Raw genomic sequence first — 22,164 nt, 5'->3', positions numbered from 1 at the left:
CGGTTTTGCGTCCTTCGAGGCCCGCAAGCGGGCTCCTCAGGATGAGGAACTCAGTGCAATGATCCTCATCCTGAGGCGCCCTCCGTAGGAGGGCCTCGAAGGACGCAGGGCGGCCCAAGGACCACATATGACCACCGACATCCCCGGCAAGAACCGCCTGGCCTTCGCCACCCGCACGATCCATGGCGGCCAGTTCCCCGATCCGACCACCGGGGCGGTGATGGTGCCGATCTACGCGACCTCGACCTATGTCCAGTCCAGCCCGGGCGAGCACAAGGGGTTCGAGTACAGCCGCAGCCACAACCCCACCCGCTTCGCGTTCGAGCGCTGCATCGCCGACCTGGAGAGCGGCGTGGCCGGCTTCGCCTTCGCCTCGGGCCTGGCGGCCGCCTCGACGATCCTGGAGATCCTCGACAGCGGCGCCCACGTGATCGCCAGCGACGACCTCTATGGCGGGTCGTTCCGGCTGTTCGACAAGGTGCGCAAGCGCTCGGCCGGCCTGACCTTCAGCTTCGTCGACATGGGCGACCTCTCGGCCATCGAGGCGGCGATCACGCCCGCCACCCGGATGATCTGGGTCGAGACGCCGACCAATCCCATGCTGCGCCTGGCCGATCTGGCCGGCATCGCCGCCCTGGCTAAAAAGCACGGACTGATCACGGTGGCCGACAACACCTTCGCCAGCCCGTTCGTCCAGCGGCCGCTGGAGCTGGGCTTCGACATCGTCATGCACTCGGCCACCAAGTATCTGAACGGCCACTCCGACGTGGTGGCGGGGGTGGCGGTGGTCGGCGACAACACCGAGATCGCCGACAAGCTGAGGTTCCTGCAGAACGCCGTCGGGGCGGTGCTGGGGCCGTTCGACAGCTTTCTGGCCCTGCGCGGCGTCAAGACCCTGGCCCTGCGCATGCAGCGGGCCTGCGACAGCGCCCTGGCCATCGCCAGGTGGCTGTCGACCCGCAAGGACGTCGCCCGGGTGATCTATCCCGGCTTGCCCAGCCACCCGCAGCACGACCTGGCCCGTCGCCAGATGCAGGGCGGGTTCGGCGGGATCATCTCGGTCGAGCTGAAGGGCGACGTCAACACCGCCCGGCGGATGCTGGAGCGCACGCGGCTGTTCACCCTGGCCGAAAGCCTGGGCGGGGTGGAGAGCTTGATCGAGCATCCGGCCATCATGACCCACGCCTCGATCCCGGCCGACCAGCGCGCCGCCCTCGGCATCTCCGATACGCTGATCAGGCTTTCGGTGGGGATCGAGGACTGCGAGGACCTGATCGCCGACCTTTCAGAGGCCCTAGGCGCGGGTGGGGCAGCCTGAACAGGTGATGCTCGGCGTCGCCGGGCATGGCCGGCGACGGATCAGGCGCCTTCGAGGGCCGCGGCGGGGGCAGCACCCGGTTCGGGTCCTCGGCCCACAGGTGGGCGGCCAGCATCAGGTCGGTCTTGACGGGGCCGTAGTCCTCCTTGGCGGTCCACACCCGGATGGCCGCCTGGGCGAAGGCTTCGCTGAGGTCGACCACCTCGATCATCGGGGCCGGCTCCTTGCGCACCCGGGAGTCGCCCTCGGCCCGTTCGCGCATCTTCTGCAGCACCGTGACCAGGTCGGTCTTCAGCGGCACCTTGAACACCACGTCCGCCCGACGGCTGCGGTGGGTGGAATAGTTGAGGATGACGTCGCCGAACACCTTGCTGTTGGGGATCATCACCTTGACGTTGTCGGGCGTGGCGATCTCGGTGAACAGCAGGTCCAGCGCCTTGACCGTGCCGTTGCGGGTCGAGGTCTCGATCACGTCGCCGACCTTGTAGGGCCGAAACAGCAGGATCATCACCCCCGCGGCCACGTTCGACAGCGCGCCCTGCAGGGCCAGGCCGATGGCCAGGGACGCCGCGCCCAGCACGGCGATGATCGAGGTGGCCTGGACGCCCAGCTGCTGCAGGACCGCCACCAGTCCGACGGCCACGACGGCGTAGCGCACCAGGGACGAGACGAAGCTTTCCAGGGTCGGGTCCGGGTTCTTGCGGTGCATGCGGCCCAGGCCGCGCCGCGCCACGCCGGCCAGCCAGCCGGCCACCCAGAAGGTGACGACCAGGATCAGGGTGGCGACCACCAGGTTCACCGCCAGCCTGCCCAGCCAGTCGAGGAAATGGCCGAACATCGTCTCGTCGGCCTTGACGTTGGCCAGGGAGGGCAGGGAGGCGTCGGCGGGGATCAGGCTGGGCTTGGTCTGCATGGAACTCTCGATGGCGCCCCCGCCCCGACCCGTCAACGACGAGCCGTCAACGAACCGGGGCGCGCCGCGTTCCGCCAAAGGCGCCGCTTCGCTCCGGGGAAACAGTCGGTTACATCAATTGGCTCGAACCCGAGCCGTTCCGCCTCTAAGAGCGCCGCCCATGAGCATGTCCTTCATCGACCTCGCCGCGCAGCAGCGCCGGATCCGCGACCGGATCGACGCCGCCATCGCCGCCGTCCTCGACAGCGGCGCCTATGTCATGGGCCCGCAGGTCCGGGAATTCGAGGCCAGGCTGGCGGCGTTCGGCCAGGCCGAACTGGCGCTGTCGTGCGCCAACGGCACCGACGCCATCGCTCTGCCGCTGATGGCCTGGGACGTGGGCCCCGGCGACGCGGTGTTCTGCCCGTCCTTCACCTTCGCCGCCACGCCTGAAGTCGTGCCGTGGGTCGGGGCGACGCCGGTGTTCGTGGACGTGCTGCCCGACACCTTCAACCTCGATCCCGCCAGGCTGGAGGCCGCCATCGCCGGCGTGAAGGCCGAGGGCCGGCTGAAGCCCAGGGTGGTGATCGCCGTCGACCTGTTCGGCCAGCCCGCCGACTATCCCGCCATCAAGGCGATCTGCGACCGTGAGGGCCTGAAGCTGATCGCCGACAGCGCCCAGGGCTTCGGCTGCACCCTCGACGGCAAGCATCCGCTGCACTGGGCCGACGTGGCCACCACCAGCTTCTTCCCGGCCAAGCCGCTGGGCTGCTACGGCGACGGCGGGGCGGTGCTGACCAACGACCGGGACCTGTGGGACCTGATGGACAGCTTCCGGGTGCACGGCAAGGCCGTGGCCCCCGACCTGGTGGGCCGGACCTTCGACCATGACACCAAGTACCTGAACACCCGCATCGGCATGAATTCGCGCCTGGACACGATCCAGGCGGCGATCCTGATCGAGAAGCTGGCCCTCTTCCAGGAGGAGATCGACCTGCGCCAGGTCCTGGCCGACCGCTATGCCGAGGGCCTGAAGGGCGCGGTGATCGCCACGCCCAAGGTCATCGACGGCGGCGTCTCGGTCTGGGCCCAGTACGTGATCGAGCACGGGAAACGCGACGGCCTGGCGGCCCACCTGAAGACCCAGGGGATCCCGACGGCGGTCTACTATCCCGTCCCGATGCATGTGCAGGCCCCCTATGCCGACTTCCCGCGGGGGGCCGGCGGCTTGCCGGTGACCGAGGCCAAGGCCGAGACGGTGCTGGCCCTGCCGATGCATCCCTATCTGTCGCAGGCCGATCAGCAGCGCATCATCGACGCGATCCGCGCTTTCAACGGCTAAGCTGCGCCCCATTCACGCCTCACGCAGAGGTATTGTGGCTTCAAAGTCGATTCGAAGGTTCAGATGCACGATCCGATAACGTCGTTCGTGGTCGCGGTGTTCGGCATGCCCGGCGCCGCGTTGATGATGGCGGCGGCCATCCTGGTCTTCGCCATCGCGCTGATCTTCCAATCGGGCCATTTCGAATACACGCCGCTGATGGACGACCTGCGCCGTCGCGCCGACCTGCTGGATGATCTGCGCGGAGATCGCCAGACGGCGTTCGCGGAGGCCTTCGAGGCGATCGACCAACGGCTGAGCGGCCTGGCCCATCCCGTGATCGAACTGGGCTGGGCGCACTATCGCGGCCAGTTGACGCCGACGGAGGACGGACGCCTGGCGGCCTCGATCCATGCTTCCGACGCGTTTGATCTCGCCGACACGCCGGCCCGCACCCTGGAATGGTGGGCCAACATCATGGTCGCCATCGGCCTGGTCATCACCTTCATGGGCATCGTGGCGGCCTTGACCGAGGCGACCTCGGCCATGGCGGGCGGGGGCGCGGCCATGCAGGGCGCCCTGATCAACCTGCTGACGATCGCCGCCACCAAGTTCTGGACCTCGATCGCCGGCGTCCTGGCGTCGATCATCCTGCGCCTGGTCGCGCGGCGCCGGCGTCAGGCCATTGAGGCGCAGGAAGCCCATTTCTTCGCGCTGCTGGACGCCTGCGTCCGCTTCGCGCCGCCGGAAAAGGTGATGCTGGAGCAACTGACGGTGCTGGGGCGCATCGAAGCCGCCCTGGCTCGCGGCGCCGCTTCGCCGCAGGGCGCCGCCTGATGAGACGCAAGCGCGGCCGTACGGTCGATGTCGAGGAGGGCGAAAGCTATTACGTCTCGATGACCGACATGATGGTGGGGGTGATCTTCATCTTCATCATCATGCTCAGCTATTTCGCCTTCGAATTTCGCTCGACCACCGCCAAGCTGACCACGGCCAGGCATCCGGAGACGGCGGCCCTGTTGCAGACGGCCGCCAATCTCACGCCCAAGACCGCCGACATCGAGATCGACTACAAGGCCCAGGTGCTGTGCGTGCCCGAGACGGCCCTGTCGGAGAGCGGCCAGGGCGCGGCCGGTCAGCGCCGCTGCTTCGCGTTTTCGCCACCGACCGAAGCTTCGGCTCAGACCGCCACGGCGGTGGATGCCCAAAAGCTGCTGATGCAGTCCCTCGACGCCGACTTGCGCGACGCGAAGGTGTCGATCTCCGGCGATCCGTCGAGCGGCTCGCTCGCCTTCCGGGCCGACCAGCTGTTCGTCGCCGGCGCGGCCACGCTTTCGCCGGAGGGCCAGCGGATCGCGGGCCAGGTCGCCCAGATCCTGATCCGGCGCCTGCCCTGCCTGGGCTATGGCGTGCCGACGGGCGCCAACTGCCAGGACGGAGCGCCCAAGCTGGCCGTGGCCAACGTGGTCAGCCAGACGAACCTCGACGCCTTCAGCGCCGAGGGCCAGCGCGCGGCCAGCCTGGCCTTGCAGCGGGCCGCGGCCTTCCACCGGGCCCTGACCGCCGCCCAGCCAGGCTTGGCGGCCCTGCGCAACGCGCCGCCCGGACAGGCTGGCTCCCAGCCCCTGTTGCGGGTGGCTAGCGTGGGTCAGTCGCAGGAAGACGCGTCGAAGGCTGGCGACGACCAGACGGTGAGCATCCAGTTCCAGATGGCGCCCTGAGGGCGACTCCATTTGGCGGATGGGCGGGGCTGCCCTATATCGCGGCCAACGCGTCCCGCGCCCGCCGGCGCTTCGGCGTTCCGGCCCGTGAAGAAGAGCGTCATGTCGTCCAGTCCCATCGCCGCCCCCACCCGCGGGGATCCGCGCCCCGCTACCGGCCCCCATCCCGGCATGGGCTTTGGTCAGTTCGTCGCCTTGATCGCGGCGATGATGGCCACCAACGCCCTGGCCATCGATTCGATGCTGCCGGCCATGCCGCAGATCGGCCACGCCCTGGGCGTGGCCGCTGACAACGATCGCCAGTGGATCCTGACCGCCTATCTTCTGGGCTTCGGCGCGGCCCAGATCGCCTATGGCCCGCTGGCCGACCGCTATGGCCGCAAGCCCGTGCTGCTGGTGGGGCTGTCGCTCTATGTGGTCTTCGCCGCCGCCTGCGCCTTCGCCACCTCGTTCGAGATGCTGCTGGCCGCCCGCGCCCTGTGCGGGGTCGGCGCGGCCGCCACCCGGGTGCTATCCGTGTCGATCGTCCGCGACTGCTACAGCGGCCGGCAGATGGCGCGGGTGATGTCGCTGTCGTTCATCGTCTTCCTGGGGGTGCCGATCATCGCCCCGTCGGTGGGTCAGGCCATCCTGCTGGTCGCCCCCTGGCCCTGGGTGTTCGGCGTCCTGTCGATCTTCGGCCTGGGGGTGATCGCCTGGTCGTGGCTCAAGCTGCCCGAGACCCTGCACCCGCAGGACCGCGTGCCCCTGGAGGTCACGCCGGTGCTGGCGGCGTTCAAGGAGTGCCTGACCAACCGGGTGGCGGTCGGCTACACCCTGGCCGCCACCCTGGTGCTGAGCGGGCTGTTCGGCTTCCTCAACTCGGCCCAGCAGGTGTTCGTCGACGTGCTGGGGGCGGGCAAGGCGTTCCCCCTGATCTTCGCGGGAATCGCCGGCGGCATCGCGATCTCGTCCCTGCTCAACTCGCGCATCGTCGGACGCCTGGGCATGCGGCTGGTCTCGCATGTCGCCCTGCTGGGCTATATCGGCTTCGCGGCGGTCCACGCGGGGGTCGCGCTGAGCGGCCACGAGACCCTGTGGACCTTCTCGCTGCTGCAGGCGGGGATGATGTTCTGCTTTGGCCTGGTGATGTCGAACTTCGGCTCGATCGCCATGGAGCCGCTGGGCCACCTGGCCGGCACCGCCGCCTCGGTGCAGGGGTTCATCACCACGATCTTCGGCGCGCTGTTCGGCTTCTGGATCGGCCAGCTGTTCGACGGCACCACCGTTCCGCTGACGCTCGGCTTCGCGGGCTTCGGCGTCGCGGGGCTCCTGGCGGTGCTGATCACCGAGAAGGGTCGGATGTTTCACGCCGGGGCGGGCGCGGCGACCGAGAGCGCCGCGGTCCATTAGGGCGGTTCACCCCGTCGTTCGGCCCGGGGTCCGGCGCGGCGATCAGGCCGGCCGGCCGTTGGCCAGGCTGGCATAGAACTCCGGCCGGCGATCGCGGAAGAAGCCCCAGGCCGCACGGTGGGTCTGCAAGAAGTCCAGATCGAAGGTCGCCGCGACGATCCCCTCGTCGGCCCGGCCCAGCTCGCTGACCAGGTCGCCGCGATGGTCGGCGACGAAGGACGAGCCGTAGAAGGTCTGGCCGCCGTTCGGATAGCCGTCCCAGGGCTCGAAGCCGATGCGGTTGGCGCCGACCACCGGGATCACGTTGCTGACCGCGTGGCCCTGCATGGCCCGTCGCCAGGGCAGGGCGGTGTCCAGGCTGGGATCGTGCGGCTCGCTGCCGATGGCGGTGGGGTAGAACAGGCATTCGGCGCCCATCAGGGCCATGGCGCGGGCGGCCTCGGGGTACCACTGGTCCCAGCAGATGCCGACGCCCAGGCGGCCAAAGCGGGTGTCCCAGACCTTGAAGCCCGTGTCGCCCGGCCGGAAGTAGTACTTCTCCATGTAGCCCGGGCCGTCGGGGATGTGGCTCTTGCGATAGAGGCCCAGCAGCGAGCCGTCGGCGTCGGCCATCACCAGGCTGTTGAAATAGTGCGGGCCTTCCTTCTCGAAGATCGAGATCGGGATCACCACGCCCAGCTCGCCGGCCAGGGGGGCGATGGCCTTGACCACCGGATGCTCGCGCCACGGATGGGCTTCCGCGAACCACCGCTCCTCCTGGGCCACGCAGAAATAGGGCCCCTGGAACAGCTCGGACGGCAGGATCACCTGGGCGCCATTGGCGGCCGCTTCCCGGATGAAATGCTCGGTCTTCTTGATGTTGGCCTGCAGATCCATCCCATAGGCGGTCTGGATCGCGGCGACGCTGAGGGCGCGGGTCATTCGCCGGGCTCCTGTTGGCTGATGCAGTGGAACGAGCCGCCGCCGGTCAGGATGGCGGTGGAGGGCAGGCCGATCACCTCGCGCTCGGGGAACAGGCCGCGGATCACCTCGACGGCGAAGGCGCCCGACTCCTCGGCGTAGATCGGCACGATCACCGCCTCGTTGGCGATCAGGAAGTTCATGTGCGAGGCCGGGATGATCTCGCCGTCCTCGTCGACGATGCGGCCCGGCGAGGGGATGCGCACGACCTGCAGCGGCGAGCCGCGGCTGTCGGTCATCGCGGCCAGGGTCCGGGCGGTCTCGGCATAGACCTCGGCGTTGGGGTCGTCGGTCCCGAAGGCCATCGGGCAGGCCACCACGCCCGGCGCGACGAAGCGGGCCAGGTTGTCGACGTGACCGTCGGTGTGGTCGTTCAGCAGGCCGTCGCCCAGCCACAGCACCTTCTTGGCCCCGAGAGCGGCGGCCAGGGCGGCGCTCGCCTTGGCCTCGTCCCAGTCGCCGTTGCGGTTTTCGTTCAGAAGGCACTGGCGGGTGGTCAGGATCGTGCCGGCCCCGTCATGGTCCAGCGCCCCGCCCTCCAGGACGAAGGCGTTGCGGGCCAGGGGCGCGCCGCTGGCCGCGGCGATCTGCTCGGCGACGATGTCGTCGCCCTCCAGCTGGTACTTGCCGCCCCAGCCGTTGAACCGGAAGCCGGCCGCCACCGCGCCGCCGGCGGTCTCGATGAAGATCGGGCCGGTGTCGCGCAGCCAGATGTCGCCGAACTGGCCGCGGACGATCTCGACCGTGGTGTCGCCCAGGCGCGCGCGGGCGGCGGCCTCGGCCTCGTCGCCGACCACCATCAGGCGCACGCGCTCGCCGCCGGGACCGGCCAGGGCCCGGGCCAGGGCGGCCACCTCGTCCTGGGCCTGGTCGAGATCTTCCTGCCAGAGCTCGGCGTGGCTGGGGAAGCCCAGCCACATGGCGCGGTGCGGAGCCCATTCGGCGGGGACGGTCGGAGTCATGGCGGAAACCTGGATCGAAACGGGAGGCGCAAATGGGCCGGGACAGCCCCGGGGTCAAGCCGCCCTTCTAGCAAGAAGCTGCGACAAAAGAAAAAGGGCGGCCCGTTTCCGGACCGCCCTGATCTTTGAGATCGCAGATCGATCCTGTCGGATCGACTAGAACTCGGTGCGCAGGGTGAACTGAACCGTGCGCGGCGAGCCGATGTAGTAGGTCGGCGCGCTGGCCGCCGAACCCGTCAGGGCCACGGCGTTCGTGCGGGAGCTGATCGAACCGAAGTAGGTTTCGTTGAACAGGTTGTTCACGTTCAGCTGGGCGTAGGTCTTCTTGGCGAACGGCAGGTCGTACTCCAGCGACAGGTCCCACACGGTGTAGTGCGGGGCCACTTCGTCGTTCACGTCCGTCGAGAAGCGGTTGCCGGTGTACTTGCCCTGGACGCCCAGGTGCAGCGCTTCGGTGACGTCCCAGTCGACCCGGCCGCCGAAGGTGTACTTCGGGGTCTCGACGACCTGCTTGCCCGACAACGGGATGGTGGCGCCGGCGGCGTTGACCTGCAGGTCCTGCTGGATTTCGCTCTTGTTGTACGAGAACGAACCGGTGACGGTCAGGTATTCGGCCACGGCCCACGCGGCTTGGGTGTCGAGGCCGTAGGCCTTAACGGCGCCGACGTTGCGGTCGATGCTGATGTTCAGGTCAGGGTCGTAGGCTTGCACGATGCGGTTGGCGTAATCCGTCTTCCAGACCGCGGCCGTGGCCATGACCGTCGGGCTCGAGAACCGATAGCCCAGGTCGTAGGTCTTGGTCGATTCAGGACGCGTGTCGGCCGGGGAGCCGACGCCGTTTTCCAGCGTAGCGGTGTAGAGGTTGTCCGTACGCGGCGAGGAGAAGCCCTCGGCGTAGCTGACGTAAACGGTGTGGCCGCCGCCGATGTCATAGGTCGCGCCGGCGTTCGGCAGGACCTTGTCGTACTTCACGGTTGCCGACCACGGCTTGATGTAGCGCAGGTTGGCGAGCGCGGCGCCGGTGGTCGTGCCGTTCGGGGCGAACTGCACGGTGCCGTCGGTATTGGTGACCACCGGGGTCTGGGTGGTGCAGAGCACCGAGAAGCCCGAGATCACGCTGGTCAGGCCGGTGGCGTTCTGCGTGTAGCAGTACTGGTTCAGCTCGCGCTTGAAGAAGGGCGCGCGAACGCCGAGGTTCACGGTCAGGCGGCTGTCCATGAACTTGCCGCGGTATTCGGCGGCGGCCTGGTTCAGTTGGGCGATCGAGAAGCGGTCGCGAGCGCGCAGGAAGCTGCCGTCCGAGGTCAGAACCTTGGCGCCATGGCCTTCCTTGCCGCCGAACACGTTGGTCGGGTTGCCTGCGGCGTCCAGGGTCGTGTACTCGCCGGTCTGGCGGTGACGGCCGTAGTCGCCGGTATAGGCGACGCGGATGCGGTGATCCTCGTTCAGATCCCAGATCAGCGAGCTGGTCACGGTGTAGCGACGGGTGTTCGTGACGCTGGGCGCGAAGAACGCGACGGTGTCGGCGGTGTCGCCGTCGCCGTTCAGATCCTTGCCGTTCGTGGTCGTGCCCCGCACCCGGCCGTCGGTCTCGCTGATCGTGGCCAGCTGCGAGCCGCCGTCGGCCAGGGTGTACTGGAACGACGGGTCGACGGTCAGGCGGATGTTGTCGGCCAGGTGGAACAGGGCCGAGCCACGGACGCTGCCGGTGTTCGACGGATTGACCTGACGGCCGTAGTAGTTGGTGCAGTTGCCCGGAACGACCACGCCGCCGACGGCGGCCGGATTGCAGACCGCGTCATAGTCGTAGTTTTTGCCGAAGTTGCGGAAGTCGGCCAGCGACAGCTGGCGGATGTTGTTGTTGCGGTTCTCGTTGTAGTTCACCGCGAGGCTGACGAAGTCGCCGCGATCGCCGATGTCCTGCATGATCCGGGCGTTGACTTGCTTCTTCTCGAGCGAGCCCGGGCCCTTCCACTTGTCGTACTTCTGCCAGGAGCCGGCGACGAAGGCGCGGGTGCCCAGCGGGCCGATGTCGCCGGTGTCCAGCATCAGGAAACCGCGGCGATAGTTGTCGTCGCCGATCGAAGCGTCGGCGATGCCGCCGAACTCGTGCGAGGGCTTGCGGGTGATGTAGTTGATGGTGCCACCGGTGGCCGAAGCGGTCGGGCTGTCGACGTCGGTCGTGCCGAGGTTGACGCTGGCGCGGTCGATCAGTTCGGCGTCGAGCTGCTGGTTCGGATACACGGCATAGTTGCCGGTGTCGTTCAGCGGCACGCCGTCGAAGGTGACCGAGACGCGGGCGCCGTCGAAGCCGCGCAGGCGCAGGTTGCCGCCCGACGAGCCGTAGGGATCGTTGTTGGTGAAGCTGACGCCCGGCAGCAGGTTCAGCGACTGGAACACGTTCTGGCCGGTGGATTGCGTCGCGAGGAACGCGGCGTCGACCGAGGCGCGCGACTTCGGCAGCGTCTCGACGATCTGGCCGGCGACGGCGCGCTGACCGGTGGCGGTAACGACCACGCTGTCGACTTCGTTGGCTTGCGAACCGGTCGACTGGGCCATGGCGGCGGTGGCGCTGAGCAGGCAGCCGACCAGAGCGGTCGACGCCAGACAGGCGAGCTTTTTCGTCATCATCTTGATCTAGTCCCCTCGTTCAAGCCGCGACGAGGTGCATGAGTCCCGCCGGGCCATATCATTGAGAGGCTCTTTAGCGACCTATTTAGAAGGTTTGGTGACGGAAAGGCCACGATCGCGGATAAACCCGCCTCTGGGGCCCGCTTGCGGAAGATTTAGTCAGCGTCCTCTTACTTATGCGGGAGAAAACAGCGTGGCCCTTGATGAAACGGCGCGGGCGGCTCAGGCCCGAATCTGGCGGCTGACGCTGATCTTGGTCGGGGTTCTGACGGTTCTGCGGGTCGTGGCGCTGTTCGTCACCCCCCTGGAGCTTTACCCGGACGAAGCCCAGTACTGGCTGTGGTCGCGTCACCTGGATTTCGGCTATTTCTCCAAGCCGCCGGTGATCGCCTGGCTGATCTGGGCGACCACGCGGATCGGCGGCGACGCCGAGGCCTGGCTGCGCATCGGCTCGCCGCTGATCAACGCCGGCACGGCCCTGGTGGTGTCGCGCATCGCCACGCGGCTCTACGGCGCCGAGCGGGGCGGACGCTGGGTCGGGGCGGCGGCCGCGGCGGTCTTCATCCTGATGCCGGGGATCCAGCTGTCGTCGGTGCTGATCACCACCGACACCCCGCTGCTGTTCTTCCTGGCCTTGATGATCTGGGCCTGCGTCGCCCTGCCCGAGGCCTCGCCCCGCGCCCGGATCTGGGCGGCGGCCGGCATGGGCGCGGCCCTGGGCCTGGCGTTCCTGTCCAAGTACGCGGCGATCTACGCCCTGGCCAGCCTGGGCGCGCACCTGGTCCTGTCGCGCGAGGCCCGGCGGGCCTGGACCCCGGCCATGGCGGTCGCCTTCTTCGTCACCCTGCTGGCGGTCTTCGCGCCGAACATGATCTGGAACTACCAGCACCACTTCTCGACCCTGGAGCACACGGCCGCCAACGCCAACTGGAAGGCCGGAAAGCTGTTCAATCCAGGCGAGCTGCTCCAGTTCGTCGGCTCGCAGTTCGGGGTGTTCGGTCCCGTGCCGTTCGGCGTGCTGGGCGGCGGCGCCGTGCTGCTGGCCGTGCGCAAGCGGCTGGCCCCGGCCGACGTCACGCTGCTGTGCTTCGCCCTGCCGCCTCTGGCCACGGTGGCGGCCCAGGCCTTCGTGTCGCGGGCCAACGCCAACTGGGCCGGCGCCGCCTATGTCGCCGGCTCGGTGCTGGTCGCCGCCTGGCTGCTGCGCTGGGAGGCCCGCCGCTGGCTGGTCGGCGGCCTGGCCCTTCAGGCCGTACTGGCGGCGGTGTTCCTGGCCTGGGTGATCGCCCCGCGCACCGCCGAGGCCATGGGCATGGCCAACGCCTTCAAGCGGGCCCGCGGCTGGGACCAGACGGTGCAGGCGATCATCGAGCGCTCGCGCGAGGAGCAGGCCCTGCACGGCGGCCTGACCGCCGTCGCCGTCGACGACCGCTTCCTCTACAACGTCGCCGCCTATTACGGCCGCGACTATTTCGGCACGCCGGCGGCTCCGCCCCTGCGGATGTGGGTGCACGAGATCGCCGCTCGCAACCAGGCCGAGGCCGAGGCCCCGCTGGAAGCCGCCCTGGGCCGCCGCGCCCTGATCGCCAGCCTGGAAGGCACCTACCGCGCCAAGATCCGGCAGGACTTCGCCAAGACCTCGGACCTGCAGATCGTCCGTGTGCGGCTAGACAAGAAGCGCTTGCGGCGGACCGACCTGTTCATCGCCGAGGGCTTCCAGCCCGTGCCGCGGGATCCGAAGACCGGGCTGCCGCCGGATCCGGAACCGACGCCCTGACAAGTCTTCCCTCCCCACGTGGGGGAGGGAAGGATTTCCGGTCTAGACCCCCATCTCGAACGCCGCCTCGGTCTTGGCCTTGACCTCATCCACCGTCACGCCCGGCGCCAGCTCGATCAGCTTCACCGGCGTCTTGCCGCGGTTGATCTCGAAGACGCCCAGCTCGGTGATCAGCAGGTCGACCACCCCGGCCCCGGTCAGGGGCAGGCTGCAGCGGTGCAGCAGCTTGGGCGCCCCCGACTTCTCGCAGTGGTCCATGACCACCACCACCCGCTTGACGCCGGCCACCAGGTCCATGGCCCCGCCCATGCCCTTGACCATCTTGCCGGGCACCATCCAGTTGGCGAGGTCACCGTTCTGGGCCACCTGCATGCCGCCCAGGATCGACAGGGCGATGTGGCCGCCGCGGATCATCGCGAAGCTGTCGGCCGACGAGAAGTACGAGCTCGACTCCAGCTCGGTGATCGTCTGCTTGCCGGCGTTGATCAGGTCGGCGTCCTCCTCGCCCTCGTAGGGGAAGGGGCCCATGCCCAGCATGCCGTTCTCGCTCTGCAGCGTCACGCTCATGCCCTGGGGGATGTAGTTGGCCACCAGGGTCGGGATGCCGATGCCGAGGTTCACATAGAAGCCGTCCCGCAGCTCCCGGGCCGCCCGTTCGGCCATCTGGTCACGCGTCCAGGCCATTATGCTTGCTCCCCAGACTTCTCTTCACGAGGGCGGGTGGTGACGCGCTCGATCCGCTTCTCGAACGTCGCGCCTTTGATCAGCCGGTCGACATAGATGCCGGGCGTATGGATGGCGTCCTTGTCCAGCGCGCCGATCGCCACGATCTCCTCGACCTCGACCACCGTGGCCTTGCCGGCCGTGGCCATCATCGGGTTGAAGTTCCGCGCCGTCTTGCGATAGACAAGGTTGCCCTCGGCGTCGGCCTTCCAGGCCTTGACGATGGCCAAGTCGGCGGTCAGGCCGCGCTCCATCACGTACATCTCGCCGTCGAATTCGCGGACTTCCTTGCCCTCGGCCACCAGGGTGCCGTAGCCGGTGCGGGTGAAGAAGGCGGGGATGCCCGCCCCGCCGGCCCGGATGCGCTCGGCCAGGGTGCCCTGCGGATTGAACTCCAGTTCCAGTTCGCCGCTGAGGTAGAGCTGTTCGAACAGCTTGTTCTCACCCACATAGGACGAGACCATCTTCTTGATCTGGCGGTTCTCCAGCAGGATCCCCAGGCCGAAGCCGTCGACACCGCAATTGTTGGAGATGACTGTGAGGTCCTTCGTCCCCGCCTCGCGGATCGCCGCGATCAGGTTCTCGGGAATGCCGCACAGGCCGAAGCCGCCGGCCATGATGGTCATGCCATCGAATAAAAGACCCGCCAGCGCTTCGGCGGCTGTGGACTTGACCTTGTCGACCATGGTTCCTCCCGGAGCGACGTTCGCCGACTGCTCTGAGCCGCCGGCCGGAGAAATTCAACCCTTGATGAATAAAATTTCGATGCTTGGAGCAGTGGCGTGACGGATCAGGCTAACCCCACGGAAGCTAGCACCGGCCTCGTGACGCCCGCCACCTCGGGCGTGCTGCTGGCCCTGGCCCATCCGGCGCTTGAACGCTCGCGCGCCAACCGCGCCCTGGCCAAGGCGGCCAAGGGGCTGGACGGGGTCACCTTCCACGACCTCTACGAGACCTATCCGGACTTCGCGATCGACATCGAGGCCGAGCAGGAGAAGCTGCTGGCCCACGACGTGATCGCCGTGCAGTTCCCGCTCTACTGGTATTCGACCCCGGCCCTGCTGAAGGAATGGTTCGACCTGGTCTGGCTGCACGGCTTCGCCTACGGGATCGAGGGCAACGCCCTGGCCGGCAAGCGCCTGTTCGCCGCCTGCACCACCGGCGGGGCGGCCAAGGCCTACCACGCCCACGGCTACAATCGCTTCTCGATGGACGAATTCCTGCGCCCGCTGGAGCAGACCGCCTATCTGTGCGGCATGGTCTGGGAGACGCCGTTCGTGGTGCACGGGGCGGCGACCAAGGACGACGAGGAGTTGAAGGCCGAGGCCCAACGCTACCGCGCCCGCATCGCCTCGCTGCTGACCGCGCCGGCCGACGCGGAGCTGGGGGCGTAGATGACGACCACCGGCGACCCTAACCACCGCCGTCCGCCGCTTCGGGCGGGGCATGACGACCCTAGAGCAGAGACCGACTGATGCCCTTCCTCCTGCAAGCCCTGGTCTATCTCGGCGCCGCCGTCATCTCCGTGCCGATCGCCAAGCGCCTGGGCCTGGGCTCGGTGCTGGGCTACCTGATCGCCGGGGTGGTCATCGGGCCGTTCGCCCTGTCGCTGGTCGGCCAGCAGACCGACGTGATGAAGTTCGCCGAGTTCGGCGTGGTCATCCTGCTGTTCCTGATCGGGCTGGAGGTCCAGCCCTCGACCCTGTGGGACATGCGCAAGGCGATCTTCGGCTTCGGCGGCGCCCAGGTGGTCGGCACCTCGCTGGCCATCGCCGGCGTGTCGATGCTGCTGGGCCTGCCCTGGCAGACGGCCCTGGCCGTGGGGATGGTGCTGGCCATGTCGTCGACGGCCATCGTGCTGCAGACCCTGGACGAAAAGGGCCTGAGGCAAGGACCGGTCGGGCGCGCCGCCTTCGGCATCCTGCTGCTGCAGGACCTGGCGGTGATCCCGATGTTCGCCCTGCTGCCGACCCTGGCGACCATCGCCCCGCCGGTCCATGCGGCCGCGGCCGAGGGCCATGGCGGCGCCAGCCTGGTCGCCCATCTGCCGCCCTGGGCCCAGGGCCTATCGGTGCTGGTGGCCGTGGGCGCCGTGGTCGGCGGCGGCCGCTACCTGGTGCGGCCGATCTTCCGTTTCATCGCCGAGGCCCGCCTGCGCGAGATCTTCACCGCCGCGGCCCTGCTGATCGTGGTGGGCGTGGCCAGCATCATGCAGATGGTCGGCCTGTCGCCCGCCCTCGGGGCCTTCCTGGCCGGGGTGGTGCTGGCCGAGAGCGAGTTCCGCCGCGAGCTGGAGACCGACATCGAGCCGTTCCGCGGCCTGCTGCTGGGCCTGTTCTTCATCACGGTCGGGGCCGGCATCGACCTGAAGCTGGTGGCCAGCCAGCCCCTGGTGCTGGTCGGCCTGGTGCTGGGGCTGATGGCGCTGAAGTTCCTGGTGCTGTTCGGCCTGGCGCGGCTGTTCGGGGCGCCGGCCCGGGGCGCGGCCGCCGTGGCCGCCGCCCTGGCCCAGGGCGGGGAGTTCGCCTTCGTGCTGCTGAGCTTCACGGTCGGGGCCGGCGTGATCGGCGCCACCCTGGCGGCCCTGCTGACCGCCGCCGTCGCCGTCTCCATGGCCCTGACCCCGGTGGCGATGATCCTCTACGAGCGGATCGCCGCGATGATGGACGCCGCCATCCCCAAGCAGGTCCCCGACACCGGCGACTTCGAGGACGGCGAGCCGGACATCATCATCGCCGGCTTCGGGCGCTTCGGCCAGATCACCGGCCGCCTGCTGACCGCCAACGGCTTCCGCTCGACGGTGCTGGACAGCGACATCGAGCAGATCGACCTGCTGCGCCGTTTCGGCCGCCGGGTGCACTATGGCGACGCCACGCGGATGGACCTGCTGCGGGCCGCCGGCATCGAGCGGGCCCGGATGCTGATCGTCGCCCTGGACGACCGCGAGAAGACCGTCGAACTGGTCGAGACCGCCCGCAAGGCCTTCCCCGACCTGGTGATCCTGGCCCGGGCCTGGGACCGCCGCCATGCCTACGACCTGCTGGCCAACGGCGCCGACGCGGTCGAGCGCGAGACCTTCGAGGCCGCCCTGGCCCTGGGGACCACCGCCCTGCAGAAGCTGGGCTACCGCGCCCACCGGGCGCACCGCGCCGCCGGCATCTTCCGCCGCCACGACCGCAAGTCGTTCGAGGACCTGCGTCCCGTCTGGGGCCAGGAGGAGGCCTATATCCTGGCCTCGCGCGACGCGGCCCGGACCATGGACAAGCTGCTCAACGCCGACTTGGCGCGCCTGCGCCCCGGCGACGCCGCCGGCTCGTGGGACACCGCCAGCCTCGACGAGGAGCTGAAGGAGCGGGCCGAACGCGAGGGCGCGCGCCGGGAGGGGGCGAAGTAGACCGACGGAATCTCGGAACTGTCGGCTGGCCAAGCGGATTCCTTCTGCAAAGGAGGATGTCATGACCGACAATCTGCAGGACCGCGGCCCCCAGGATCGCGCCCGGATCAACGTCAACGAACCGCACGAACTGGCCTACTGGACCGGCAAGTTCGGCGTCACCGCCGACCAACTGCGCAACACGGTGACCGAGGTCGGCGTCTCGGCCGACGCCGTCGAGCAGGCCCTGAGGTCGCGTCGCGACAAGGTGTGAGGCGGGGCCGGTGCGCTATTTCTTCCAGCTCAGCGACGGCCACGTCCTGACCGACGACGAGGGCGAAGTGTTCGATAACCTCGACTCGGCCAAGGTCGAGGCGGCGCGGATCGCCGGCGAGTGGCTGCGCGACAACGCCGACGAGTTCGCCCACGAGGGGACCTTGCTGGTCGAGGTGCTGGACGAACGCCGCGCGGTGCTGGCCACGGTCGCCGTCGAGGCCAACGCCCCAACCGGGACGGTGCACTGAGGCCCCGTTCCGGTCAGGGTGCGAGCCTGGTCAGAGAATGAAGTCCGACGTCGTCAGGCCGTGATGGCCGGCCAGCTCGAAGATCGACGAGGCCTGGCCGCTGTTGTCGGTATAGAGCAGCACCACCGTGCGGTCGCCCTGGGCGTCGTAGAACATCGCCATGTCGCCGGCGTGGCCGGTCTGGTTGTTCAGGGTGAAGCCCTGGTCGCCGGCCAGGCCGGTGTTGGCGTCGATCCCCGACAGGTCGATCCGGTCGCCCGCCCCGAAGTCGAGGATGACGTCCCGGGCGGTCGGCGCGGAGTCCGAGCTCGCGGCGAACACGAAGGTGTCGGCGCCGAAGCCGCCGGTCAGAAGGTCCGCGCCGCCGCCGCCGGTGATCACGTCGGCGCCCGCCCCGCCGACCAGGCTGTTGGCGAACTGCGAGCCAGTTAGGGTCACGGCCGCGCTCGCGCCCGAGGCGTCGACGTTCTCGAAGCTGGAGACATAGGTCGCGCCGGCGATCTGGCTGCTGGAGAGGTTGGCCAGGTTGACGACCGCCCCGACCTTCAGCACCAAGGTGTCGCGGCCCGCGCCGCCGTCGATCACATAGTCGGCCGCGTCGTAGACGATCCGGTCGTCGCCCTCGCCGCCGCGCTGCTGGTCGCCGTCGGCTCCGCCGTCGAGGACATCGTTCCCCGCCCCGCCGGCCAGGGTGTCGAAGCCCGCCCCGCCCACCAGGACGTCCGCGAACGCCCCGCCGGTCAGGCTGTTGTTGTAGGCCGAGCCGGTCAGGGTCACGCCGGCCGTGGCGCCCGAGGCGTCGACGTCCTCGAAGCCCGCCACATAGGCCCCGCCCGCGACCTGGCTGGTCGACATGTTGGCCAGGTTGACGGTGGCGCCGACGTTCAGGATCAGGGTGTCGCGGTCCGCCCCGCCGTCGATCACATAGTCGGCCGCGTCATAGACGATCCGGTCGGCGCCGGCCCCGCCGCGCTGGTAGTCGCCGTCCAGGCCGCCGTCGAGGAAGTCGGCCCCGGCCCCGCCGGTCAGCGTGTCGTAGCCGGCCAGCCCCCTCAGCGTGTCGGCGCCGTCGCCGCCGTCGATCACGTCCTTGAGGAGCCCGCCGGTATAGGTGGTGTCCTTGCCCGCGGCGTCGGTGAAGCTGTTGGCCTGCCACAGCCCGCCCGACAGGACGCGGTTGTCGCCGGCCTCGCCCACCGTGACGCTGACGGCGATCGGGGCGGTGAAGCCGCCGTGGCCGTCCGAGGCGGTGTAGGTGAAGCTGTCGATCACCGACTGGCCGACGGCCAGCTGGTCAAAGGCGTCGGCGTCGGCCACGTAGCGGACCTGGCCGTTCTCCAGGCTGATCGAGGCGCCCAGGGCCGACTTGGCGCCCGACAGGGCTGCGATCGCCAGGCCGTCCAGGTCGACGTCGTGGTCATTGGCCAGCACGTCGACCAGGATCGAGGCGTCTTCGGCCACGGAAGCCGCGTCGGCCGCGCCGACCGGGGCGTCGTTGACCGCCGCGACGCCCAGCTGGACCGTCACCAGGCCGGAGACGCCGCCGAACGCGTCATGCGCCGTGTAGGTGAAGCTGTCGCCGCCGTTGTAGTCCGCGCCCGCCGTATAGACGAACGAGCCGTCGGCGTTCAGCACTAGCGTGCCGTAGGTCGGGCCCTGGCCGAGCACGGCGGTCAGGACATCGCTGTTGGCGTCGCTGTCGTTGGCCAGCACGCCGTGGGCGGCGTCGACGGTCAGGACCGTGTCCTCATCGACCGTGAACACGCCGTCCAGCGTCGCCACCGGGGCGGTGTTGACCGACAGCAGGGCCAGGATCGCGTCGTGGTCGGTGGGCTGGTCGATCGCCGCCTGGCCGGTGTTGAGGTGGACGTTGTCGAACACCGCTCCGTCCCTCAGGCTCTGCGAGACCAGCAGGTTGTCGATCTGCTGGGCGTTGCCTTCGAAGATGTAGGAGTAGCGCTCCTCGGGAGTCAGGGTCCGGGCCAGGTTGTAGAGGTCGCCATTGGCCTCCAGCAGGGTCAGGGTCTGCTCGTAATAATAGCCGTTGAAGTCGCCCATCACCGTGACGTGGGCGTCCGGGTCGGCGGCCAGCAGGCCCTGGACATAGTCGCGCACGGCCGTGGTCTGGTCGACGCGGCGGTCGTCGCCGTTGGTGACGGCCGGCTGGTTGGCGCCGAACAGCGGGTCGCTGCCGCCGCGCGAATAGTTGTGCACGTCGATGGCGGTGACCGTTTCGCCGTGGAACACGAACTCGGCGGCCAGCGGGTTGCGGCTGTTGTGGAAGGCGTCGGTGGTCCCGGTGGTGTCCTGGATCAGCCGGGCCGAGCCCTCGACATAGTCCACACGGTCCTCGCGATAGAGGAAGGCGCTGCGGATGTTGCCGTTGCTCTGACCGCCGGTGCTGTTGGGCGTGGTCGGGGCGACCTCGACCCAGCTGTAGTGCGGGCCGCCGGCCGCCTCGATGGCCGCGACCAGCTTGTTGAGGGTCGCCGCGCCGCTGAGATCCGAACCCGTCCCGATCCCGTCGGAGTCCTGGATCTCCTCGACGCCGAGGATGTCGGGCGCGCCCAGGTTATGGGCGATGTCGGCGGCCAGGGCGGCGAACTTGGCGTCCGGGTCCAGCGGCGAGATGTTTTCCAGGTTGTAGGCGCCGATCGCCAGGTGGCTGGCGTCGCCGGCCAGGCTGGTGGTCTCCAGCGGCACGGGGCCGTTGCTGGTGGTGTTCTGGACCGAGGTCGCCAGCACCTCGTACTCGCCGCCGAAATAGCTGACCACGCCGGTGACGTCGCCCACGTGGTCGCCCAGCACGTAGCCGGCCGAGAAGCCCGGGTTCACGCCGCTGTCGGCATAGACCAGGATCCGCTCGGGATTGTTGTCGCCGTCCGAGACGGTGACGCCGCCGCGATCGTTCAGGCCGGTGGCGTCCGCGCCGTTGTCGGCCACGACCCAGGTCTGGCCCTGGTAGGTCGAGCCGGTCGCCTGGGCGTTGTGGATGGTGACCAGCATGCCCTCGATCGACTCGTAGAAGTCGACGCCGTCCGTGGCCGGATCGAAGCTTCCCAGATGGTCGTCGTCGATCACCGTGTTGGGGATGGCGCGGCCGCCCGCGCCCAGCACGGTGGCGGCGACCGTCCCCGTCCCGATCACATCGACGGTCTGGGCGACGATCTCGGTGATCGACAGGTTGGTGGCGACGCCGCCGTTATATTCGTCGACCGTGCCGGTCACATGCGCCCAGTCACCGACATGGACGGTCGGGATGGCGTTGGTGAACACGAAGATGGCGTCCGAGGTGGCGTCGTTCCCGTCGCCGAAGGCGTCCTGGATCCAGAAGCCGCGCGAGCCGGTGGTGTCGATGGCCGTCACAATACCCCGGGTCGCGACCATCTGGCCGTCATAGGCCGAGACGTGGCCGGTACCCTGGATGTCGTAGATCGACACCGGGGCGAAGTCGTCGTTGACGATGGTGGCCTGGCCGACCGCGTCGACCAGGGCCGCCGCGCCGCTGGTCACCACCAGGTTGGAAAGATTGACCGTGAAGGTCTCGTTCGGCTCGGCCATCACGTCGCCGTGGATCGTCACCGAGACGGTCTGGCTGGCCGGGCCGCCGGCCGCGAAGGTCAGGGTCCCGTGGGTCTCGGCGTAGTCGGTCCCGGCCTGGGCCGAGCCGTCATGGGTGGCGAAGTCGACCGTGAAGGCGCCGGTGGTGTTGGTGCGGGTGACCGTGAAGGTCATCACATGGTCGCCGGGTTCGCCCTCGGCCAGGGTGACGTCGCTGATCGAGACGTTGGCGCTGGGCACGCCGCCGTCGGTGACCGTGAAGCCGGTCTTGTAGGGAACCGGCACGCCGTCATCGAGCGTCCAGTTGGCCGAATTGCCGATGGCCGACAGGATCTCGGCCTTGGTCCCGGTGGTCGCGCCGACATAGGCGCCGTTGTCGGTCCCGAAGGCCAGGGCCGTGCTGCCCGTCGCCAGGCCGGTCGGGATGGCCGAGGTGTTGGAGTTGGTCGCGTCGCCGGCGTAGGTCGTGTTGCCGTCGGCGAAGTCCAGGGCGAACAGCGGCGTCGCCGACGGGCCCGAGCCTTGGTAGGCGATGATCTGGTCGCCCGAGGTCGAGGGGTTCAGCGAGCCGGTCAGGCCCGTGACCGTGATCACCGTGCCCGCCGCCGCGCCGCCCGCGCCGGCGGTATAGGTGTAGACGCCTTCGCCGGCCCGGAACCCGCCCGCCGCCAGCCAGCCGTTGTCGGTGAAGCTGATGACCGTGCCGGCCTCGACCGCCGCCAGCAGCACGAACGAGAACGACTTGCCGGCGGTGTCGGCGCTGTAGCCGATCAGGGCGAGATCGCCCACGGTCAGGGTGGTCATGGGGTTTCCTCCGAAGGTGGCTTGTTCTGGACGGTCGCCGCGGGGTCTTGGGTGAGCCGAGTGTTCTAGGCGCTTCCAGCATGGTCGCGATCTTGATTCAGCCTAGAGGCGCTCGATGACAGGACGATGTCGAAGTTTTCAGCACTTCGCAATCGAGAGCGTGCGACTTAGTTTCCAAAAGTCAGTCCTGCGGTGGAGAATAGAT

17 protein-coding genes and 1 pseudogene are annotated in these 22,164 nt (G+C 68.9%); 11 read left to right on the top strand and 7 right to left on the bottom strand.

Annotated features, from left to right (window positions below; translation table 11 throughout):
• Positions 1–7: 7 nt before the first annotated feature.
• Positions 8–131: pseudogene (locus tag G3M57_RS28040) on the top strand (hypothetical protein); the annotation flags it as partial.
• Positions 128–1,318, top strand: coding sequence for a trans-sulfuration enzyme family protein (locus G3M57_RS25335; RefSeq protein WP_163233488.1), 1,191 nt, complete (start codon positions 128–130; stop codon positions 1,316–1,318). The pseudogene G3M57_RS28040 and the gene G3M57_RS25335, both read left to right, overlap by 4 nt.
• Here the strand turns inward: G3M57_RS25335 and G3M57_RS25330 are convergent.
• The gene (locus G3M57_RS25330) at positions 1,236–2,231 is read right to left on the bottom strand and encodes a mechanosensitive ion channel family protein (RefSeq protein WP_163233487.1); all 996 of its coding nucleotides are present in this window, start codon (positions 2,229–2,231) and stop codon (positions 1,236–1,238) included. The two genes, G3M57_RS25335 and G3M57_RS25330, sit on opposite strands and share 83 nt — an antisense overlap.
• A gap of 160 nt (positions 2,232–2,391) precedes the next feature.
• Between G3M57_RS25330 and G3M57_RS25325 the strand changes: the two genes are divergently transcribed.
• The 4 genes from G3M57_RS25325 (at position 2,392) to G3M57_RS25310 (ending at position 6,644) form a co-directional block, all read left to right on the top strand.
• Positions 2,392–3,552 (top strand): DegT/DnrJ/EryC1/StrS family aminotransferase, encoded by a 1,161-nt coding sequence (locus G3M57_RS25325; protein ID WP_163233486.1) that lies wholly within the window; start codon positions 2,392–2,394, stop codon positions 3,550–3,552.
• A gap of 63 nt (positions 3,553–3,615) precedes the next feature.
• On the top strand, positions 3,616–4,368 hold the full coding sequence (locus G3M57_RS25320; RefSeq protein WP_163233485.1) for a hypothetical protein: 753 nt from the start codon (positions 3,616–3,618) through the stop codon (positions 4,366–4,368).
• Entirely contained in the window at positions 4,368–5,252 is an 885-nt protein-coding gene (locus tag G3M57_RS25315) for a hypothetical protein (RefSeq protein ID WP_163233484.1), read from the top strand. The genes G3M57_RS25320 and G3M57_RS25315 overlap by 1 nt, the downstream gene beginning before the upstream one ends.
• Before the next feature lie 171 nt (positions 5,253–5,423).
• On the top strand, positions 5,424–6,644 hold the full coding sequence (locus G3M57_RS25310) for a multidrug effflux MFS transporter (RefSeq protein ID WP_163233857.1): 1,221 nt from the start codon (positions 5,424–5,426) through the stop codon (positions 6,642–6,644).
• A gap of 42 nt (positions 6,645–6,686) precedes the next feature.
• On the opposite strand, the gene aguB is transcribed toward G3M57_RS25310, so the two are convergent.
• From aguB to G3M57_RS25295, 3 genes are all read right to left on the bottom strand, one after another.
• Positions 6,687–7,565, bottom strand: a complete 879-nt coding sequence (aguB, locus tag G3M57_RS25305) for an N-carbamoylputrescine amidase (RefSeq protein ID WP_163233483.1) — start codon at positions 7,563–7,565, stop codon at positions 6,687–6,689.
• The gene (locus G3M57_RS25300; protein WP_056754959.1) at positions 7,562–8,566 is read right to left on the bottom strand and encodes an agmatine deiminase family protein; all 1,005 of its coding nucleotides are present in this window, start codon (positions 8,564–8,566) and stop codon (positions 7,562–7,564) included. The genes aguB and G3M57_RS25300 overlap by 4 nt, the downstream gene beginning before the upstream one ends.
• Positions 8,567–8,722: 156 nt before the next feature.
• The gene (locus G3M57_RS25295) at positions 8,723–11,197 is read right to left on the bottom strand and encodes a TonB-dependent receptor (protein WP_163233482.1); all 2,475 of its coding nucleotides are present in this window, start codon (positions 11,195–11,197) and stop codon (positions 8,723–8,725) included.
• Between the two features lie 193 nt (positions 11,198–11,390).
• Between G3M57_RS25295 and G3M57_RS25290 the strand changes: the two genes are divergently transcribed.
• Positions 11,391–12,974 carry a glycosyltransferase family 39 protein gene (locus G3M57_RS25290; RefSeq protein ID WP_163233481.1) on the top strand — a complete coding sequence of 528 codons (1,584 nt, stop codon included), beginning with the start codon at positions 11,391–11,393 and terminating at the stop codon, positions 12,972–12,974.
• A 42-nt stretch (positions 12,975–13,016) separates the two neighbouring features.
• Here the strand turns inward: G3M57_RS25290 and G3M57_RS25285 are convergent, their stop codons facing one another.
• Together G3M57_RS25285 and G3M57_RS25280 are read right to left on the bottom strand one after the other, a co-directional pair.
• Complete coding sequence (locus G3M57_RS25285) at positions 13,017–13,658, bottom strand: 3-oxoacid CoA-transferase subunit B (protein ID WP_163233480.1); 642 nt, start codon at positions 13,656–13,658, stop codon at positions 13,017–13,019.
• Complete coding sequence (locus G3M57_RS25280; RefSeq protein WP_056754968.1) at positions 13,658–14,383, bottom strand: CoA transferase subunit A; 726 nt, start codon at positions 14,381–14,383, stop codon at positions 13,658–13,660. The genes G3M57_RS25285 and G3M57_RS25280 overlap by 1 nt, the downstream gene beginning before the upstream one ends.
• Before the next feature lie 96 nt (positions 14,384–14,479).
• Here G3M57_RS25280 and kefF point away from each other — a divergent pair, with 96 nt between their 5' ends.
• The 4 genes from kefF to G3M57_RS25260 all read left to right on the top strand — a co-directional run bounded on the left by kefF (position 14,480) and on the right by G3M57_RS25260 (position 17,594).
• Positions 14,480–15,091 carry a glutathione-regulated potassium-efflux system oxidoreductase KefF gene (gene kefF, locus G3M57_RS25275; protein ID WP_163233479.1) on the top strand — a complete coding sequence of 204 codons (612 nt, stop codon included), beginning with the start codon at positions 14,480–14,482 and terminating at the stop codon, positions 15,089–15,091.
• Between the two features lie 80 nt (positions 15,092–15,171).
• The gene (locus tag G3M57_RS25270; RefSeq protein WP_163233478.1) at positions 15,172–17,091 is read left to right on the top strand and encodes a monovalent cation:proton antiporter-2 (CPA2) family protein; all 1,920 of its coding nucleotides are present in this window, start codon (positions 15,172–15,174) and stop codon (positions 17,089–17,091) included.
• Between the two features lie 61 nt (positions 17,092–17,152).
• Positions 17,153–17,344 carry a DUF3606 domain-containing protein gene (locus G3M57_RS25265; RefSeq protein WP_056754978.1) on the top strand — a complete coding sequence of 64 codons (192 nt, stop codon included), beginning with the start codon at positions 17,153–17,155 and terminating at the stop codon, positions 17,342–17,344.
• 10 nt (positions 17,345–17,354) lie between these two features.
• Positions 17,355–17,594 carry a DUF6894 family protein gene (locus tag G3M57_RS25260; protein WP_056754981.1) on the top strand — a complete coding sequence of 80 codons (240 nt, stop codon included), beginning with the start codon at positions 17,355–17,357 and terminating at the stop codon, positions 17,592–17,594.
• Between the two features lie 30 nt (positions 17,595–17,624).
• Here the strand turns inward: G3M57_RS25260 and G3M57_RS25255 are convergent, their stop codons facing one another.
• Complete coding sequence (locus G3M57_RS25255; protein ID WP_163233477.1) at positions 17,625–21,959, bottom strand: Ig-like domain-containing protein; 4,335 nt, start codon at positions 21,957–21,959, stop codon at positions 17,625–17,627.
• Positions 21,960–22,164: the final 205 nt, after the last annotated feature.

It is taken from the genome of Caulobacter rhizosphaerae (genome assembly GCF_010977555.1).
Classification (GTDB): Bacteria; Pseudomonadota; Alphaproteobacteria; order Caulobacterales; family Caulobacteraceae; genus Caulobacter; species Caulobacter rhizosphaerae.
This window is presented reverse-complemented; position numbering and strand designations above follow the sequence as displayed.